The sequence below is a fragment of the Roseburia zhanii genome (assembly GCF_014287635.1).
Taxonomy (GTDB): domain Bacteria; phylum Bacillota; class Clostridia; order Lachnospirales; family Lachnospiraceae; genus Roseburia_B; species Roseburia_B zhanii.
Genome location: NZ_JACOPH010000013.1, coordinates 23,533 through 40,383, shown reverse-complemented (window position 1 = coordinate 40,383; position 16,851 = coordinate 23,533). Strand labels below are relative to the sequence as shown.

The window sequence follows — 16,851 nt, the reverse complement described above, 5'->3', positions numbered from 1 at the left end:
TTCAGACTGCCGTCTTACTATTCATGCAACTGCTTTTTTACAATAAAACATTTTCTTCGTTACGATACTTCTTACGATTAAACATTAAAGCGGAACAAAATTACATCTCCATCTTTCACAACATAATCTTTTCCCTCAAGCCCTACAATTCCTTTTTCTTTTGCTGCTGAAAGACTTCCACAGTCTAAAAGATCCTGATAATTGACAACTTCTGCACGAATGAATCCTCTTTCAAAATCGGTATGTATCTTTCCTGCCGCCTGTGGAGCCTTTGTTCCTTTTTTGATCGTCCATGCACGACACTCATCTTCTCCTGCTGTAAGGAAAGAGATCAGTCCTAAAAGATCGTAGCTGGCAGCTACTAATTTATCAAGACCTGATGATTCTACTCCAAGATCACTTAAGAACATAGCTTTTTCTTCATCATCTAATTCGGAAAGTTCTTCCTCTAATTTTGCAGAAACAACAAATACCATAGAGCCTTCTTCTGCTGCTAATTTTCTCACCTGCGCAACATATTCATTCGATGCTCCATCGTCTGCTAAATCGTCTTCTGCAACATTAGCTGCATAAATCGTTTTCTTTGCTGTCAGCAGGTTATAGCTTTCAAACCATGCCTGTAGATCTTCATCATCCGGCACTTCAAAGGTACGTGCCATTTTTCCTTCTTCTAGATGTGCTTTGATCGCCTCTAACTGTTCTAACTCTTTTGCAAGTGTCTTATCCATTCTTGCCTGTTTTGCTACTTTTGCGATTCTTCGGTCTAAGATCTCGATATCTGAAAAGATCAGTTCTAAGTTGATCGTTTCAATATCTCTTGCCGGTCCGATATTTCCATCCACATGAATTACATTTGTATCTTCAAAACAACGTACCACATGAACGATCGCATCTACTTCCCTGATATTTGAAAGGAACTGGTTTCCAAGTCCCTCTCCTTTACTTGCTCCTTTTACAAGTCCTGCAATATCCACAAATTCAATGACTGCATGTGTCACTTTTTTCGTGTTGTACATTTCACCGAGTTTTTCAATTCTATCATCCGGCACCGGTACAACTCCTACGTTTGGATCGATCGTAGCAAATGGATAATTTGCTGCAAGTGCTCCGGCTTTTGTCAGTGAATTAAATAATGTGCTTTTTCCTACATTGGGAAGTCCGACGATTCCTAATTTCATCTTTATCTTTACCTGTCCGAAAACCCTTGATTTATCGGGGTTTTCGCCTTTCTTTAGATTTCTTGTACGCCCTTTTTACGCCCTTTTTTTGTAACTGGCGGCGTAGCCTGTTGAAATTGGCGTATTGCATTTACCAGTGACTCGTCCGTAACATGGACATATCTGTCCATAGTTGTTTTAATGCTTGCGTGTCCTAATAGCTGTTGCAGCACTTTAGGCTGTACGCCGCGCTCAATCGCGCGTGTAGCATAAGTATGTCGTAAGGCGTGCATACAAAAGCGTTTGATACCCGCTTCATCACACAATTTATATAAGTGTGTGTCATAAGAACTGTTTTTTGCAGGTTCACCAGTACGCCAGTTGACAAACACTAAATCGTGCATAATAAGACATTTCTTTTCGCCTGTCCTGCTGTCGATATACTCTAAAATCTGCGATAGCGTTTCAGACTTTTTCCGGCTGTCCTTTTCATCATAACAGCTTTTAAGAATAGAATATGCTTTGTCAGTAAGCGGAATGGTGCGATAACTTTTCTGTGTCTTAGGTGGTCCTGCTCGCCAATACCCTTGACTGTGCCGATACTCTAAACTCTTGCTGACAGTCAACGTGCGCTTTTTCCAATCAATAGAGTCCCATGTTAAACCAATCAATTCTGCCGTTCTCAATCCTGTTTCCAAGAGCAACGCATATTGTCGGTAATTATGTGACCGCGCCGCTGCTTCAAGAAATTTCTCTTGTTCATCAACAGTCAAGTATTTTATATCGTCTACCGCCCGAACAGGTTTCGTATAGCGTACACCGTTCATAGGGTGTTTGGCGATAATGTCATTCATAACTGCTGATTTTAACATGGTTCCCATTGTGATATAAGCCTGCCGAATGGTTGAGCCTGCATAGGTGGTTTCCATTCGGTTAAGAACAGCTTTACAGTGCATAGGCTTTACATCAGCTATACACATAGCCCCGATTACTGGCTGAATATTCCATTTGTAGCGTTCTTGATAATTCCGTTTTGTGTTCGGTGCAAGGTCGCAAACAATATTTTCAATCCAGTACTCAAACCACTTATCTACTGTCATATCGGGAGAAGTGACAATAAGATTATGCCGTTCTTCATATCTGGCGTCAGCAAGCCAGTTTTTCGCTTCCGGCAATGTTTCAAAGTATTTCTCTTTACGTTTGCCGTTTTTTGCGTAGTATCTTGCGGAGTATAAACCGTCCTTTCTTTGGTAAATGCCTTTGCCGCACTCTTTACCTTTTAGATTTTTGCCCATTTATCGGACTCCTTTCTTATCTCAAAAAAAGAGTCCAACGCAACTATATATTATAGCATAAGGACTCTGCTTTTTCAATCTCAACAGGAATTTTTTGTAGCGGTTGTTGGTAGAAGTTCTATATAATTAACTCTCGTCGGATATATTCTTCAAATTCACGTCGCTTTACTAACTTCCGTGTTCCTACAAAAAGTACAAACGGGCAATTAGGTTGCTTTAACAGAGCGTCTATTTTATTTATACCGATATTGCTGTACTCCGCAGCTTCTTTTATTGTTAATGTCAGTTTAAGGTGGATAGGTACACGCACCTTGTTTTCCATACATAACGGCAACTCATTTTCTTCGCTGCCATTGATTGACACTCCTTTATATTGCAAATTGCAAGGGGTGTTTCGTTCTTTATCATTCATAGGATTTTTCCCCTTTCAAATTTTTATAAAAAAGAGCTTTAATCAGACGATTGTTAGCTGCAATCTCACGGGAGTTTCACCCCTGCGCGGTTCTCGCGCAGCCCTATCCATTGCCTGCGACGCTTTGAACGCTCGGACTATGGCTATAAGGGAGTATCATTATGTATCTTGCGTGTCGTCGCCCATAAGCTGCTACACTTATTTCACGGTGCGGTGTTGGTCGCTCATTCCCTGTGGGGAAGTCATGGCGCACCCGCCGTATGGCTCGGCGTAAGAGGAACGTATCTGATTTGCCCTATGCTGCGTCGCCGTTATCTTGCGTCGCTTTCTTTGTCAAGGAACAAAAAGGCAGGATAGAGATAGGCAGCGGAAAGGGGGAACGCTGCCGGGTCTACCTTATACCTTGAATGAAAGGACAGCCCGCATGAGCTTTGACCGTAAACGGTCGCGTATGTCCTCGTCTATGCCGTAGTAGGTATTACCGCGCTCGTCAATGAGCTTCCGCATAGACAGGGACGCTATGTAGCTTTCGTAATGCTGTACGACAATCTTCATAGCTTCCGGGTCGCCCTTTGTTGCGGCTATGATTACCGGGTACGGTAACAAGCCGCGTTCGTCCTGTTCGGTGTTACCATTATGTGCAGTCATAGGCGCGTTCCTCCAAATAGCGTTTTAACAGTTCAAAAGAGCTTGTACGCCGATACTGTATTGTGCTTCTCGGAACATCACGGAGCTTTGCAATTTCCGCGTCGTTCATTTCAAAAAAGTAGTACAGCAATACGGCTTCTCGTTTGTCGTCCGGCAAGCTGTGCAGGGCTTCGGCAAGCAGCTTCGCAGTTATTTCCTTGCCTGCCACACAAAAGGATTTTTCAGCTTCATCATGTTCAAAGTAAGTGTCGTAGGTGTAAAGCTGATTTTCCTCTTGCGGAGTTAGGTCAGAAAACGAAACTTCTTGTATCTGCCGCCTTTTGATTTCCCCGTGGGCGTTGATAGCTTCATTTTTCAACGTCCGCTTGCAAAACCCGTTAAAAGCACATCGGATTTGCCACTGGGTACGATTAGGTTCATTCATGGTATCACCTCCTTTCGCAACCGCGAAAGCGGGTGATGATTTCCCCTTTCGTAACCCCTCAACAAATGGCGCGGGGAATGTGCCAAACATTCAGAGAAAAAATTTGAAAATTTTTCTCCAAAACGACAAAATGCGCCTGCCCGCAGAACGCGGACAAACGCATAGGAAATAGCAAAGCTAATATATTGAATTGTCAGTTCATATTCATAGCCGGAATTACCCGGAGGGGGAGCTACGCTTTTTTTAATTGATGTAACTCATGGGTACTATGAATAACCAAAATGGACACGGTAAATTAACCTCCAATCGGCTACCGTGTCCCTGCAAGTCGTCATAGGTTTGTGCAAGCGCAAAGAAACGGCGGCTCTGAAAATCAAAGCCGCCGCTTCATAAGCGCGTGAAAATATGTCTGCTCTACGACGGCTTTTTTTCTTTTGCCGTCGTCCGGCAGAATGTTATTCGATGTTCATTTCTATATTTCCGGTAAAATCTTCACATTCAATCCCTATATAATTTCCACCGTCAGGAAGCGTAATAGTATCGTTATATGTTCCTGTTGTTTCAAGTAAAGTTACAGCTTCATCAGCTCCCGAAATCCAAAATACTTTTGCAGTACCACTTGTCGCTTCCAATGTGCAAGTTACAGCTATGTTTTTTCCGGCTTCCCTTTTTATTGAGGTTCCTCCAAACAAATACTCTGTTCCTGTATAGGCTTTATAGTCAGCTTGATAGGTTCCTGTATAATCGTCAATTCCATTATCTTTCTTACCCTGTAAAGACGAATTTCCTGTTAGTTCTATGGAACCCGCAGACTGAACAACATTATTGTAATGATTGAGAATTTCATCTTTGGTACAGCCGGAAAGTATAGTTGTTCCGAAAAGAATTAGTATCAACGGTAAAACGATTTTCTTCATAAAAATTTTTACCACCCTTTCTTTGCTATTACTTTTTTTGCTTTTTTCTTTGCCTTTTGGGGTTCAGTTTCTTTCGTGCAAAGAATGAATACGGCAGAAATGATAACAACAAAGGCAAGGCTACACATACAAGCAATGATATTCCAGTGAACTGCGGTATCGTAATTGCGATACCCTACCATTCCAAGACTTGCCGTAATCGGATAGATATTTGCTAAAGTCATATTTCCTGCGGCAAACATACCGCCATATCCATAAACAAAGGCAATAATAACACCCACTAAAAAGCTGCCCGCTTTGCGACAGGTAATTACAATAATCGGAAGAACCGCCAGATATAAAAAGAAATTAACAGCGGTTATTTGCAATATTGATTTTAGGGCTAAGGTTACTTGAAAGCCCGGAAATCCTACGAGTAATTCCGCTATAATGGTAAACAGGCTGCATATCAGACCAAAGATAATGGACAATACGCCACATACAATCAATTTACCAGTCAACAATCGCTTAAAAGAAATCGGTACTGTTAAAATATTTTTCAATGTATCATCTGTTTGCTCACGGGAAATCATATATCCGGCAATCAAGCTAATGCACATAGGGAAAATCATGGACATATTATTTTTGATAACCTGTTCTATAAGATAGGAAAAGTCCCATACAGAACCGTCATTTGCCATAGATGTAAACAATGTCAGCAAAACAGAGAGAAGCATAAGCGCAACTCCAGCCCAAAGAATATGATACCTTTTTAGTTTGTAAAATTCTGTTTTTACGATACGAACCATATTTATTCCCCCCTTTGTTTGTATAATCTGTCAATCAAGGAAAATGAAACAATCGCCATAATTCCAAGTATCAATATAACTTGAAATGTTGAGGGAATAAGTCCGTTCATTTGTTCCAAGTCCATTTGTATTCCGTGTGCTGCCATATCCCCGGCACTCCAAAATGTAGTCAATGGCGTAGGTAAGAGCCATAATATAGTCCGAGGAAGTGCGTCAAACAATGCTGTTGCACTCATATTCAATACGCTATAAAAAACGCATAACAGAATTGAAAATACATAGGTCTTGCTGAAAAAAACAACAAGAACAATAAGGGGGAGTGTTCCCGCCGTAATATAAATTCCTGTTTCAACCGCTAAAAATAATTTATATCCAATTCCGTAAACCTCTAAGGTTCCAAAACCGCAAAGAATTGTTGCAATCGTAGACGCTACACAAAAGATAACTCCAAATAAGAACAGTACAAGCACTTTAGCAAGCACCATTTGTGTACTGGTTACAGGAATAGTCCGCAAATTTTTGAATGTATCATTGTCACGTTCCATAAAAAATAGCATAGCTGCAATGATACCAATGATACAGGGAAGCAGAAATTGTATGCCATACCCAAGTACCATATTAAAAAGTCCGTCAAATGCGTCTGCCTTATCTGTATATCGTTCCATCATAGACGGAGTTGTCATTAGGTAAGTCAGAGGAACAGGAAACAAAAAGGCTGATAGGATAACCAAGGGAATAAACTTTTTCCGTTTTAACTTCCAAAATTCACATTTTACCAGTTTAAGCAATTCCCTCACCCCCTGTTACCCGCTTGAAGTAATCTTCAAGGCTTTCTTCACATGTATGGGCTTCTGATACCTCCAATCCGTTTTCTACAAAAGTGGTTACAATTTTCCCAACAGGTAAATCAAGATTATGTAAGCGTAAATTATGGTCGTCCTGTATAGAGAAATTGTTTTCACGGAAAGTACGTTCCAAAAGTCTTGCCGCCTGTGCGGTATCGGAAACAGTAAAGCGGATATGCTTGCTGCTTTTTGCTTCCAGTTCCGCAAGGCTTTCTTCTTCCAGTAATGCTCCGTGGTCGATAATTCCAATATCATCAGCCAATAGAGAAATTTCTGAAAGGATATGACTGGAAATTAAAATTGTTTTCCCTCTTGCGTCACAAAGCTCACGAATAAAGGAACGCACTTCTGCGATACCGATAGGGTCAAGCCCGTTGATAGGCTCGTCTAAAATTAAAAGTTCCGGGTCGTGCATGACTGCAAGGGCAATCGCCAACCGCTGCTTCATGCCAAGAGAGTATTGCGAAAACAACTTTTTATCCTTGTAAGGAAGTCCGACTAAATCCAGAGCGTCCTTGATTGCATGGCTATTCGGTACTCCCCGCAGAGTAGCAAAAATACGCAGATTTTCCGTTGCGGTCAAATTCGGGTAAAAGCCGGGGGACTCAATCAAACTGCCGATACGCGGAAGCAGCTTTTTTTCATTTCCCTGCAATGACTTTCCCCATATTTTGACTTCACCAGAGGTCGGCTTTGTCAATCCAAGCAGCATTTTCATAGTAGTTGTCTTTCCGGCTCCGTTTCTTCCAAGCAGCCCGTAAATTCTTCCTCGTTTTACATGGATATTTAAGTCAGCCACGCTTTTTTGCGAGCCGTACTGCTTTGTCAGATTTTTTGTTTCAATGATATAATTTGTGTCCATATTCAAACCTCCTGTTCTGTAAGGTATTTTATCACGCCAATCTTGCATTAACCTTGCCGGAACCTTGCATTAACCTTGCATTTATGAACCGCCATTTTCATAAAAAACTTCTAAAAATAAGTAAGGCTCCCGCCATAAAGACGGGAGAACCTTAACCAACCAAAGGAAAAAGCAGAATGAATGTTGTTCCGCTTCCTTGCGTACTTTCTGCTGTTATTGTGCCGTTCATCTTTTCCACAAGCTGATGAACGATAGACAAACCAAGACCGCTACCTTTTTCAGACCGTCCCTTGTCACATTTATAGAGCCTTTCAAAGATATGTTTCAAATCCTCTTTTTCAATCCCAATGCCATTGTCTGTTACCGTAATTTCCATGTTGTGGTTTTTCTTTGTCAGAGCAATTTCTATTTTGTCAGCGCGGCTGTGAGAAATCACATTTTGAATGAGATTGTTCAATATCCGCATATACTCGTCCGTATCAAGACGTACCCGAAAGGGCTTTTCGGGAATATCAATATTGTACGCTATCTGTTTATCTTCAAATATCGGTATCCAATCAATCAGTATATCCCGTGTCAGTTCAGCAGCTTCTACGGTCTGTAATTCTATTGCAAATTCATTAGAGTTTAGCTTGAACCAATCAAAAAGCACATCTATGTATTCTTTTAGGTCATGCGCTTTCCGGCGGGCAGTTTCTATATAATCATCACGGTCTTTCCCGCTAACAATTCCTTTATGTGCAGCGTCCAGATACCCTATCAAAGTAGTAAGTGGTGTTCTCACATCATGTGAAAGACTTGTCATAAGCTGTCGGTTTGTTTCCTCTGTCTGGTGGAACGTAGAAAGCCTACTTTCATAAGACACAACAATCTCATTGATTTCATACGCAATCGGCGCGACAAGCTCATTAGCTGCGGATAAAATACGACGGTTTCCGTTTCCATTTTTTATATCGGCAAGCGCGTCCGTCATTTCAGAAATTTGCCTTTTCACTCGTCTAATCGTAAGACAGGAAACAAAGACAGAAATAACAGCAATCAGTATGGATATAACAATGACTAATTCCATATTCGGTCATACCTCCTTATTGAAGCGGTAGCCAATGCCTTTTATTGTCTGAATATATTTCGGACTACCGGGATTTGCTTCTATCTTTTTTCGCAACCGACTGATAATCGCCATAATGTTGCTATCATCATAAAAATATTCTTCGCCCCAGACTTCCTCATAAATCCGTTGCTTTGTCAGAATTTTCCCTTGATTTTTCGCACAGAATAAGAGCAAGTCAAACTCCTTTGGAGGTAATTCAAATGTTCCATTGACTGTTGTAATGGAACGGTTTTCAAGGTCTATTTTCAAACCGTCAAAATCAAGCTGCTGTGGTGTACCGTCCTGCCCGTTAAATCTGGTGTAGCGACGTATGAGAGAAACTATGCGGGCTATCAATTCGTCCATATCAAATGGTTTTGTCAAATAATCATCGGCTCCCGCGCGTAAGCCGCGCACTTTGGAAGCACTGTCATTTTTAGAGGTAAACATTAAAATTGGTAAACTGTTTCCTTTTCTGATTTCTTCCAGTGTTTCAAACCCGTCCATACCGGGCATCATAACGTCCAATATTACAAGCTGATACTCTTTTTCTTTTAATTTTTTCAAACCCTCTTTTCCTGTATTGCAAATATCAGCCTCTATATTTTCTGATAGCACGCTCCGTTTAATTAGCGTACAAAGTTCCTTATCATCATCTATAATTAAGACCTTATTCATGGTGTAGCTCCTTTCCGTGTTTTGTTCTTCCGTCAATCGGCTTTTCTGCGTCCTTTGGTATCAACCACATACGACTGAATTTTGCAACACCCGGTATTCGATTTTCTTCGCACAGCTTTTGTACGCGCCGTTCAGAAATTCCCCACTTTTTCGCTGCTTCTGGGGCAGAGATATATTCAAGCATTTTGCTATCCTCCCGTAAAAATTCCTTTGCCATTATTATATACGGTCAGCCGAACAGAAGCAATAAAATAAATATGAATTATTTAAGCCAGCAGTGGGAATTGTATAGACGTATCTTGAAAAAGTTAGGAACTATACAATATAGCAGGGTGAATAATTATGGCTAAAAGACCTGTACCACTTTATGACTTCGCAGCTTTCGGACAAGCGATAAAAGCGGCGCGGACAGCGAGAAAGGAAAGTCGCAAAGATGTAAGCGACGCAATGAATATTTCTCCGCGTTACCTTACCAATATTGAAAATAAGGGACAACAACCAAGTCTGCAAATCTTTTATGAGCTTGTGACACGCTATAACATATCGGTAGACCAATTCTTTTTCCCGAATAGGGACGCTGAAAAATCCACGCAGCGGCGGCAGCTTGATACTCTGCTTGACAGTATCAGCGATAAGGGATTAAGGATTGTGACTGCTACGGCGAAAGAGGTTGCGGAAATCGAAAACTCGGACAAATAAGCTGTCCGTACACAACTGAATATGACTGAAAGAAGCGTTGCAGTCTTTACGGGATTGCAGCGTTTTTTCTTTGCTCTCTTTGGCAAAATAGAGCGTTCCTTTGTAGTAGGTATCAGAGGATAAAACTTTCATAGCAAGCATAGGAAGTGAGTACCCACTTCCGTATTTTGCCCTGCAAAATTGCTTGTTGGGAAGTGTCCCAAACCCTCGGAACGGAAAGGAGCGATAGGCGCATGAGTGGCAGAAAACGAACCGTACAAATCAAATTCTATGTGACAGAGGAAGAACGGGATTTGATTACAGAAAAAATGAAACTAATACCTACCCGGAACATGGCGGCGTATCTTCGGAAAATTGCCATTGACGGTTACATCATACAGGTAGACCATGCCGATATAAAAGCCATGACCGCAGAGATACAGAAAATCGGTGTCAACATCAATCAGATTGCAAAGCGTGTCAATGCGACGGGCAGCGTCTACCAAGAAGATATGGAAGAAATAAAGGGGGTGCTTGCGGAGATATGGCGGTTACAAAGATTAAGCCTATTAAAAGCACGTTGAGCAAAGCCCTTGACTATATCCAGAACCCGGATAAAACCGACGAAAAAATACTGGTGTCCTCTTTTGGGTGTAGCTATGAAACGGCAGATATTGAGTTTGAATTTACCATAGCGCAGGCGTTGGATAAGGGGAACAATTTAGCCCACCATTTGATACAGTCCTTTGCGCCGGGAGAAGTCGATTATGAAAAGGCACATGAAATCGGGCGGCAGCTTGCTGACGCTGTTACAAAGGGACAGCATGAGTATGTCTTAACAACGCATATTGACAAGGGGCATATCCATAACCACATCATTTTTTGCGCGGTAAATTTTGTAGATTACCACAAGTACAATTCCAACAAACGCAGCTATTATGGCATACGCAATATAAGTGACAGACTATGCCGGGAAAATGGGCTGTCTGTGGTCGTTCCGGGGAAAGGCAGCAAAGGAAAAAGCTATGCGGAATATCAAGCTGACAAGACAGGGACAAGTTGGAAAGGCAAACTTAAAATTGCGGTGGACGCACTTATTCCACAAGTATCAAATTTTGAAGAATTACTATCCCAGTTACAGGCGGCAGGCTATGAGATAAAACCGGGAAAATATATTTCCTGCCGCGCTCCGGGGCAGGAACGGTTTACCCGTCTGAAAACCCTCGGCGCAGATTACACAGAGGAAGCGTTACGGGAACGTATCAGCGGAACGCGCACGCGCACCGTCAAAACTCCAAAGTCACAGCGCAGCGGTATCAATCTGTTGATTGATATTCAAAATTGTATCAAGGCACAGGAAAGCAAAGGCTATGAGCAATGGGCGAAAATTCATAATCTGAAACAGGCGGCAAAAACACTGAATTTCCTCACCGAACACAAGATTGAACAGTATGCCGATTTGACCGCCAAAATCTCGGAAATCGCGGCTGCAAGCGAACAGGCAGCGGACAGCTTAAAGGCAGCCGAAAAACGGCTTGCTGATATGGCGGTGCTGATTAAGAATGTTACCACCTACCAGAAAACAAAGCCTGCCTATGGCGCATACCGCAAAGCCAATAATAAGGGCAGATACCGGGCAGACCATGAACGGGCAATAATCCTCCATGAAGCGGCAGCAAAGGCACTACAAACGGCAGGCATAAAAAAGCTCCCGAACATTACTGCGCTGCAAGCAGAATATGAACAGCTCCAAGCACAGAAAGAAACTCTGTATGCGGACTATGGAAAGTTGAAAAAACAGGTCAAGGAATATGATGTTATCAAGCGCAACATTGACAGCATTTTGCGGCAGGATAAAGAACCAGAACAGGAAAAGGAAACAGAACGCGGATAGCAAGTAGATAGTTCTGATTTCGTGTGATAAAATAATATATATCGTAGGAGAAAGTGAGGAAATAAAAATGATTTATGATGAATTAGCAATGAATAATGGTGTTATTTTTCAGCACACCTATGACATATTAAGTAAAAAAATGCGTCAAGGCATGATGAATTTGAAAAATGGAAGCACGGGCGCAGACGGAATGGCAACTTTAGATGCCGCTTTGTTTGTATCAGTGGTCGTTAATTGCTCTTTTGCTTGCGAACTTTTTTTGAAAGCTATGTTACCTCAAAATACAAGAGGTCATAAACTTGATGAATTGTTTTCAGCGTTAGATAATACTATTCAAGAGAATATCAAAATGCGTACTATTGATGAAATGAAAAAAACAACTTCTGGATATTGTGATACAGATTTTCAGAATGACTTAACACAGAACAGCAACAAATTTGCTGAATGGCGTTACTTCCATGAGGGGAATACACAAACTGCAAATCTGGAATTTATCTCCCGATTTATGAAATCTATTTTTTCGGCTGTTAATGAGGAACGGAAGAGATAAGAAAAAAGACGGGACGCGGCAGCTAATGAATAGCCACCGCGCCCCGTCTTTTCGTAGGTGCAGTTTTGATTGTATGTTACGCAGTAGAACCCCATTTTTACAGGGTTAGGTATCAATCCCTTACCCATGCAGGAAACGCGCCCGGAACGCCCTGTAAAGCAGGCTGTTTTTTCCTCTATTGCGTAATAAGGGCACGTCTTTTCCGCATACGCTCGGCAGTCTGTTTCCGGGTAATACGCTTCCTGCAATCCGGGCAGTATTTCGCATGGTTGGAGCTTGACGCAAAGGCAGCACCGCATACAGTACAACGTCGCATATCTTCGGCTTTCAACAGTTCCGCATACAATTCCTTATCCAGAGGAAGCACCGCTGTCCGAAACCATTTGCAGAGCAGCGAATAAGAAATAAGCTGCGGGCATACACATTCTTCGCCATCGTCAAGCAACAAACATTTTCCTTTGTCGCAGTTGCAGCATGATTTTTTTGCAAGGGAATTTACCCTGCGGCTTTGCGGCGGTGTCAGCCGCCTATTCCCGGTCATACTTCATCAGCGGCATAAACGGCAAGCTCGGCATATTCCGCTTCGGTCAGTGCGCCTACTTTCTGCATGGTTCTTTCTGCAAGTTCCCGCAAATCAGCGTCCATGTATGGTAGCGCGGCGCGGATATTTTTAAGCAATGCCGGTTTGCTGCTGTCCGCGTAAATACTCAAAAGGTTTGTTTCTTCCACGGTAAAATGCTTCATAGTCATACCTCCAAATCGTGTTTTTTTACTTTGGCTGTTCTTTTCGGGACAGCTTTTTCCTTTTCGGATTGAAGCTGCGCCCGGATAGAGGGACGGGGCTTTCGTATATCCTTATTTCTGTTTTCGTTTTTATCAATCAGTGCATACGTCCCGTGTCTGCCCTCGATTTTGGAAAAGGAAAGTGTCTGATATGGCAGCATAGAAAAAAGGCGGTCTAAATCTTTGCTGTTCGCAAGCTGCATAAATGCGTTGGAAAGCTCCACCATGAAATGTGTCCTGTTGGGACTGTTCGGCGTATCGCGCCGCTTCATTTCTGCCACAATGCGCCGCGCTTCCGTTTCAATCAACCCGTCATGCAAAACGGCGATATGTGCTTTGAAGTCCCCCGGCGCAAGCTGCTCCCGGCTGTGCTTTTCCTCCTGCAAGAGAAATCGCAGCGCGTCCGGGTCGTTGGGGATAGCTTCAAAGCGTTCAAATTTTCCGTAAAGCGTATCGGGATTGCCTGCAAAATACTGTCCGGCGGGTATATCCCGTGTACCGTGTTCATAAATCAGACGCACCGTATCGGCGGCAAGCTCCTTGTCTTTGACGCGCTCATAATGCCTTGCATAGTCAAGCTCATAGAGATTACCTTTGACTTTCCCATGTTCTGTACCTGTCAGCTCGATTGCGTAAGCAAGAATACGGTCGCTTGTCTGTTCCCTATAAAACCGCCAAGTATTGTGAGGTGCTGTGTCCTTTAGAAACACGTCGCGTTCTCGAAAGCAATGTGTTCCCATAGGGCGGCAGAGCCACAAGAGGGTTTTATCCTCTTTTTGTGGGCTTGCCGCCGCCTGCGTGATTATGCTTTTATCAATGTCAAAATCGCTTTGATAAAAGCCTGTGTTCTGCTTCAAGATTGCACTAAGGGAAGCAAACACGTCCACATCATCAAATTTGCTCAATTTTCCCATGCGTCAGCTCCTTTCCAAGTTCTGTGGTTTCTGTCTTGCGGTTTTCTTCTGCACCTTTTTCTTATCCGCTTTAAGCTGCGCCCGAATAGAGGGCTTTTCTTCTTTACCCTTGCTGCGTGTTTTCTCTGCTTTGATTGCGTCTGCAAGGTCGGTCAAAGAAATCTGTTCCCCGGATTTTGCTTTTTTCTCCAATTCGTCCACGGACGGGGTGTTGTTGATAATCCCGTCAAAATTGTTGTCGTTCTGCTCGATAGTGTCCTCGACGTGCTTTAAGGGATTTTCCTTTTCCGGCGGCTGTAAAAATTCCGGCACTTGCCTGTAACCGCTGCTGTCAACATAGTGTGCCGTGTCCTGCCCGTTCTGATGAAGCACCACAACGTCAGAAACGGAAAGGCTGTGTCCCTTAAAATCTTTCGGGTGGTCGATATTGAACCGGGTATAAATATCTTCAAGGGAAGTCCCCGGCGTAAGCTCGGCGGTATAGATAAGGTCATAATTTGCCCGGTCTGCGGTACGTCCAGTTGCTGCCAGACGGTCATACGGTTCAAAGCGGAAATCCCGCGTTTCATCACCACGCTTTAACTGGTAAATGGAAAAGGTGTCTTTGTCCGGCTCGGCTACTTCTTTCTGTACCTGTTCCCTGTCGTGTTCCTTTTGAATTTCCTGCAAATGCTCGTCAATGCTGTTGATGATTTCCGCTGCGGTACTGCGGATTGTTTCAAGGGAGCTTTTCAGTTCGTCAAGTTCCCGTCCGCTGCTCCACCCGGCGACATATCCAAAGGAATAGTCCGACGTATCAAGCCCGTAATGTTGGCAGACCGCATAAGCGACGCTTTCTGCCTGTACCTCACGGGTACGGCGGTCGGGTCTGTCTGCCTGTTCCTCTTTCGGGGCGTTGGGGTCAATGTCATGCAGCTTCGCATGGGCGATTTCATGGATAGCGGTTTTTATGGTCTGAAGCTCGCTCATTCCCTCGTCAATGGCAATGCGCTTTTCCTCCAAGTGGTAATACCCGTGTGAATTGCCCTCGATTTTTTCAAAGCCGATAGGGACAGGGGAAGTCTTTTCAAGGGCTGCGAAAACGTCCTTGAAGTGTTCCACATCCCCGGTCAGCATATCCACAGTAATGTCCGGCAGCTCCTTTCCCTCGGTCTGGGAAACATCAAAGACCGATACCACCTTAAAAGCAGGGATAGTGATTTCTTTTTCTTCCTTGACGGGTTTCCCGTCTGCGCCGATTACGGGCTTTTGCGTTTCCGGGTCGATTTTCTCCATTTCCTGCCTAATTTTGAACGGGGACGGGACAAGGATTTTGATACCTTTTTCCCCCTTTACCACATTGCGCTTGAAGTTATTTTTCCAAGACTGGAAGCCTGCCACAAGGGAAGCGTCTGGCTTCTGCATGGCGATAAGCAGCGTATTGTTGAAGCTGTAATTATGGAATTTTGACATGACGCGCAGATATTCCTTGTAGCGGTCACTGTCGAACAGTTCCTTGATACCCTGTTCCAAGCGGTCTGTGATTTCTTTGAGCTTATCCGCGGGTTTCTCGGAAGTCAGCACAATCGGGATAACCGGGCGCGACTCTTGCGCTACGGCAGGCGGTACGGATTGCTGCGGTGGTGCGGCAGCGTCCATTTCCACCTTTGCCGGGTCTGGGCGTTCCGGCTGCGGGAAGCTCATAACCCTGTATTCTTTCGGTATGTCATTCTCATGCCCGCTGTACCATTCCGAAAAGGTATTTTTGTTGTTGTAGATATAGCCCTGCGCGGTAAAAATCCCCCTGTCATTCTTTACCGCGTCCCGTCCGTATTCCTCATACATGAAATAGTTTTTTGCGGCTTCGGGCAGCTCCAATTCGTCCAGTTCGTCGATAAGGTAATGCCCGTAAGCTTCTTCGTCCTGTATGGTGGGATAAATCCAGTAGCAATCAAGGTTCTGTGCAAGGTTGATAAGGTCTTTCACGCTTCCGGCATATTCGCCCAGTGTTACCGCTGCCGCAAATTTGTCCCTGTCCTCGTCACGCTGCATTTCTAAGAGCTTCCCGAAATAGTTCAGCTCGTCAATTCCTGCACTCTGGATAACAGAAAGTGGTACATCAAAGGGCTGCTGTTCGGTATTTGCAAATCCATTGATAAAAAAATCCTGTGAATTTTCTGCGGTAATGCCGATACGGTTCATCGCTTTGTGAAGCTGCTCCGCAGTTGTCGGCATAGGAAGCCATACGCCGCCCGGTTGCCCGGTTTCAAAATGGCTGCGGCTGTCAATCAAAATTGAAAATTGTTCTGCCAAATGTTCGCTCCTTTCCTGTGCAATCTTTTGGTGCATGAGTTCGTAGTCCTCAATGCTCATATATCCGTCATAAATATACGGGTCGATTTCTTCCCCGTTATAAGGTCTTTCATAAAAGGGAAGCCCTGCGGCATGGGCTAATGCCCGCGCTTTTTCCAAGACTTCCGGGGATAAGGTATCATCATGTGCAGCGATAAAATCCGCTACGTCGTTATAGCCGTTTTCATAATGCCGACGCACTCCGGCGGTCAGCTCGTCAACGGTCATATCCCCGGCTAAATAGCCGCAGTAATAGCTGTTCAGAATAACGGCTGCGGGGTCTTTCTGCCGGATTTCTTCAAGGCGGCTTTTCTGTTCGGCGGTAAGGCTGTCGCCTGTGTCCAGATAGAAGTCCTCACCGTTCCATGAACGCCCCTCACGCCAAAAGGCAATCCAAGCGATACCGTCCCGTAATTCCTCTTGATACTGTTTCACAGTGTCCCGTAAACTTGCCATGTGCAGTCCTCCTTTCGCGGCAGTTTCCATAAGGGTTTGGGATTATCCCAACAAGCAAAATTCCCCGCAGTCCTCGGTGAGAGGAAAGGGGGAATTTACGGAAGTGGGTACACACTTCCTATGCTTGCT

At 43.7% G+C, this 16,851-nt stretch carries 20 protein-coding genes; 4 read left to right on the top strand and 16 right to left on the bottom strand.

Going from position 1 to position 16,851, the window contains the following annotated elements:
* Positions 1-77 precede the first annotated feature (77 nt).
* The 12 genes from ychF to H8S17_RS12575 all read right to left on the bottom strand — a co-directional run bounded on the left by ychF (position 78) and on the right by H8S17_RS12575 (position 9,300).
* A complete protein-coding gene (gene ychF / locus H8S17_RS12630) occupies positions 78-1,178 on the bottom strand; it encodes a redox-regulated ATPase YchF (protein ID WP_186867575.1) in 1,101 nt (366 codons plus the stop codon).
* A gap of 53 nt (positions 1,179-1,231) precedes the next feature.
* Positions 1,232-2,452 (bottom strand): tyrosine-type recombinase/integrase, encoded by a 1,221-nt coding sequence (locus H8S17_RS12625; protein WP_186867574.1) that lies wholly within the window; start codon positions 2,450-2,452, stop codon positions 1,232-1,234.
* 118 nt (positions 2,453-2,570) lie between these two features.
* Complete coding sequence (locus H8S17_RS12620) at positions 2,571-2,864, bottom strand: excisionase (protein WP_330595767.1); 294 nt, start codon at positions 2,862-2,864, stop codon at positions 2,571-2,573.
* A 396-nt stretch (positions 2,865-3,260) separates the two neighbouring features.
* Positions 3,261-3,512, bottom strand: a complete 252-nt coding sequence (locus H8S17_RS12615; RefSeq protein WP_118616155.1) for a helix-turn-helix domain-containing protein — start codon at positions 3,510-3,512, stop codon at positions 3,261-3,263.
* Positions 3,499-3,936, bottom strand: a complete 438-nt coding sequence (locus H8S17_RS12610) for an RNA polymerase sigma factor (protein ID WP_186867573.1) — start codon at positions 3,934-3,936, stop codon at positions 3,499-3,501. The genes H8S17_RS12615 and H8S17_RS12610 overlap by 14 nt, the downstream gene beginning before the upstream one ends.
* A gap of 455 nt (positions 3,937-4,391) precedes the next feature.
* Positions 4,392-4,853, bottom strand: a complete 462-nt coding sequence (locus tag H8S17_RS12605) for a hypothetical protein (protein ID WP_186867572.1) — start codon at positions 4,851-4,853, stop codon at positions 4,392-4,394.
* 8 nt (positions 4,854-4,861) lie between these two features.
* On the bottom strand, positions 4,862-5,641 hold the full coding sequence (locus H8S17_RS12600; RefSeq protein WP_186867571.1) for an ABC transporter permease: 780 nt from the start codon (positions 5,639-5,641) through the stop codon (positions 4,862-4,864).
* 2 nt (positions 5,642-5,643) lie between these two features.
* Entirely contained in the window at positions 5,644-6,429 is a 786-nt protein-coding gene (locus tag H8S17_RS12595; protein WP_186867570.1) for an ABC transporter permease, read from the bottom strand.
* On the bottom strand, positions 6,422-7,348 hold the full coding sequence (locus H8S17_RS12590; RefSeq protein WP_186867569.1) for an ABC transporter ATP-binding protein: 927 nt from the start codon (positions 7,346-7,348) through the stop codon (positions 6,422-6,424). Before H8S17_RS12590 ends, H8S17_RS12595 begins: the two co-directional genes overlap by 8 nt.
* Before the next feature lie 151 nt (positions 7,349-7,499).
* Positions 7,500-8,417, bottom strand: coding sequence for a sensor histidine kinase (locus tag H8S17_RS12585; RefSeq protein ID WP_186867568.1), 918 nt, complete (start codon positions 8,415-8,417; stop codon positions 7,500-7,502).
* A 6-nt stretch (positions 8,418-8,423) separates the two neighbouring features.
* On the bottom strand, positions 8,424-9,116 hold the full coding sequence (locus H8S17_RS12580; protein WP_173791287.1) for a response regulator transcription factor: 693 nt from the start codon (positions 9,114-9,116) through the stop codon (positions 8,424-8,426).
* Positions 9,109-9,300: a helix-turn-helix domain-containing protein gene (locus H8S17_RS12575; protein WP_186867567.1), complete on the bottom strand. Its 192-nt coding sequence runs from the start codon at positions 9,298-9,300 to the stop codon at positions 9,109-9,111. Before H8S17_RS12575 ends, H8S17_RS12580 begins: the two co-directional genes overlap by 8 nt.
* 158 nt (positions 9,301-9,458) lie before the next feature.
* On the opposite strand from H8S17_RS12575, the gene H8S17_RS12570 reads away from it, so the two are divergent.
* From H8S17_RS12570 to H8S17_RS12555, 4 genes are all read left to right on the top strand, one after another.
* Positions 9,459-9,815: a helix-turn-helix transcriptional regulator gene (locus tag H8S17_RS12570; protein ID WP_173821081.1), complete on the top strand. Its 357-nt coding sequence runs from the start codon at positions 9,459-9,461 to the stop codon at positions 9,813-9,815.
* 233 nt (positions 9,816-10,048) lie between these two features.
* Positions 10,049-10,378, top strand: coding sequence for a plasmid mobilization protein (locus H8S17_RS12565; protein ID WP_186867566.1), 330 nt, complete (start codon positions 10,049-10,051; stop codon positions 10,376-10,378).
* Positions 10,339-11,688 (top strand): relaxase/mobilization nuclease domain-containing protein, encoded by a 1,350-nt coding sequence (locus H8S17_RS12560; protein ID WP_186867565.1) that lies wholly within the window; start codon positions 10,339-10,341, stop codon positions 11,686-11,688. Before H8S17_RS12565 ends, H8S17_RS12560 begins: the two co-directional genes overlap by 40 nt.
* Positions 11,689-11,755: 67 nt before the next feature.
* On the top strand, positions 11,756-12,238 hold the full coding sequence (locus H8S17_RS12555; RefSeq protein ID WP_186867564.1) for a hypothetical protein: 483 nt from the start codon (positions 11,756-11,758) through the stop codon (positions 12,236-12,238).
* A 175-nt stretch (positions 12,239-12,413) separates the two neighbouring features.
* On the opposite strand, the gene H8S17_RS12550 is transcribed toward H8S17_RS12555, so the two are convergent.
* The 4 genes from H8S17_RS12550 to H8S17_RS12535 are packed head-to-tail and all read right to left on the bottom strand — an operon-like array spanning position 12,414 to position 16,722.
* The gene (locus H8S17_RS12550; RefSeq protein ID WP_186867563.1) at positions 12,414-12,779 is read right to left on the bottom strand and encodes a cysteine-rich VLP domain-containing protein; all 366 of its coding nucleotides are present in this window, start codon (positions 12,777-12,779) and stop codon (positions 12,414-12,416) included.
* Positions 12,776-12,988, bottom strand: coding sequence for a transposon-transfer assisting family protein (locus tag H8S17_RS12545; RefSeq protein ID WP_456300145.1), 213 nt, complete (start codon positions 12,986-12,988; stop codon positions 12,776-12,778). The genes H8S17_RS12550 and H8S17_RS12545 overlap by 4 nt, the downstream gene beginning before the upstream one ends.
* Positions 12,985-13,935 (bottom strand): hypothetical protein, encoded by a 951-nt coding sequence (locus tag H8S17_RS12540; RefSeq protein ID WP_186867561.1) that lies wholly within the window; start codon positions 13,933-13,935, stop codon positions 12,985-12,987. The genes H8S17_RS12545 and H8S17_RS12540 overlap by 4 nt, the downstream gene beginning before the upstream one ends.
* A 3-nt stretch (positions 13,936-13,938) precedes the next feature.
* Positions 13,939-16,722 carry a YodL domain-containing protein gene (locus H8S17_RS12535; protein ID WP_186867560.1) on the bottom strand — a complete coding sequence of 928 codons (2,784 nt, stop codon included), beginning with the start codon at positions 16,720-16,722 and terminating at the stop codon, positions 13,939-13,941.
* Positions 16,723-16,851 lie beyond the last annotated feature (129 nt).

What these genes read in the sequence shown, in the direction of transcription:
- ychF (WP_186867575.1), bottom strand. Translation starts at nt 1,178, where the DNA reads ATGAAATTAGGAATCGTCGGACTTCCCAATGTAGGAAAAAGCACATTA.
- H8S17_RS12625 (WP_186867574.1), bottom strand. Translation starts at nt 2,452, where the DNA reads ATGGGCAAAAATCTAAAAGGTAAAGAGTGCGGCAAAGGCATTTACCAA.
- H8S17_RS12620 (WP_330595767.1), bottom strand. Translation starts at nt 2,864, where the DNA reads ATGAATGATAAAGAACGAAACACCCCTTGCAATTTGCAATATAAAGGA.
- H8S17_RS12615 (WP_118616155.1), bottom strand. Translation starts at nt 3,512, where the DNA reads ATGACTGCACATAATGGTAACACCGAACAGGACGAACGCGGCTTGTTA.
- H8S17_RS12610 (WP_186867573.1), bottom strand. Translation starts at nt 3,936, where the DNA reads ATGAATGAACCTAATCGTACCCAGTGGCAAATCCGATGTGCTTTTAAC.
- H8S17_RS12605 (WP_186867572.1), bottom strand. Translation starts at nt 4,853, where the DNA reads ATGAAGAAAATCGTTTTACCGTTGATACTAATTCTTTTCGGAACAACT.
- H8S17_RS12600 (WP_186867571.1), bottom strand. Translation starts at nt 5,641, where the DNA reads ATGGTTCGTATCGTAAAAACAGAATTTTACAAACTAAAAAGGTATCAT.
- H8S17_RS12590 (WP_186867569.1), bottom strand. Translation starts at nt 7,348, where the DNA reads ATGGACACAAATTATATCATTGAAACAAAAAATCTGACAAAGCAGTAC.
- H8S17_RS12585 (WP_186867568.1), bottom strand. Translation starts at nt 8,417, where the DNA reads ATGGAATTAGTCATTGTTATATCCATACTGATTGCTGTTATTTCTGTC.
- H8S17_RS12580 (WP_173791287.1), bottom strand. Translation starts at nt 9,116, where the DNA reads ATGAATAAGGTCTTAATTATAGATGATGATAAGGAACTTTGTACGCTA.
- H8S17_RS12575 (WP_186867567.1), bottom strand. Translation starts at nt 9,300, where the DNA reads ATGCTTGAATATATCTCTGCCCCAGAAGCAGCGAAAAAGTGGGGAATT.
- H8S17_RS12570 (WP_173821081.1), top strand. Translation starts at nt 9,459, where the DNA reads ATGGCTAAAAGACCTGTACCACTTTATGACTTCGCAGCTTTCGGACAA.
- H8S17_RS12565 (WP_186867566.1), top strand. Translation starts at nt 10,049, where the DNA reads ATGAGTGGCAGAAAACGAACCGTACAAATCAAATTCTATGTGACAGAG.
- H8S17_RS12560 (WP_186867565.1), top strand. Translation starts at nt 10,339, where the DNA reads ATGGCGGTTACAAAGATTAAGCCTATTAAAAGCACGTTGAGCAAAGCC.
- H8S17_RS12555 (WP_186867564.1), top strand. Translation starts at nt 11,756, where the DNA reads ATGATTTATGATGAATTAGCAATGAATAATGGTGTTATTTTTCAGCAC.
- H8S17_RS12550 (WP_186867563.1), bottom strand. Translation starts at nt 12,779, where the DNA reads ATGACCGGGAATAGGCGGCTGACACCGCCGCAAAGCCGCAGGGTAAAT.
- H8S17_RS12545 (WP_456300145.1), bottom strand. Translation starts at nt 12,988, where the DNA reads ATGACTATGAAGCATTTTACCGTGGAAGAAACAAACCTTTTGAGTATT.
- H8S17_RS12540 (WP_186867561.1), bottom strand. Translation starts at nt 13,935, where the DNA reads ATGGGAAAATTGAGCAAATTTGATGATGTGGACGTGTTTGCTTCCCTT.
- H8S17_RS12535 (WP_186867560.1), bottom strand. Translation starts at nt 16,722, where the DNA reads ATGGCAAGTTTACGGGACACTGTGAAACAGTATCAAGAGGAATTACGG.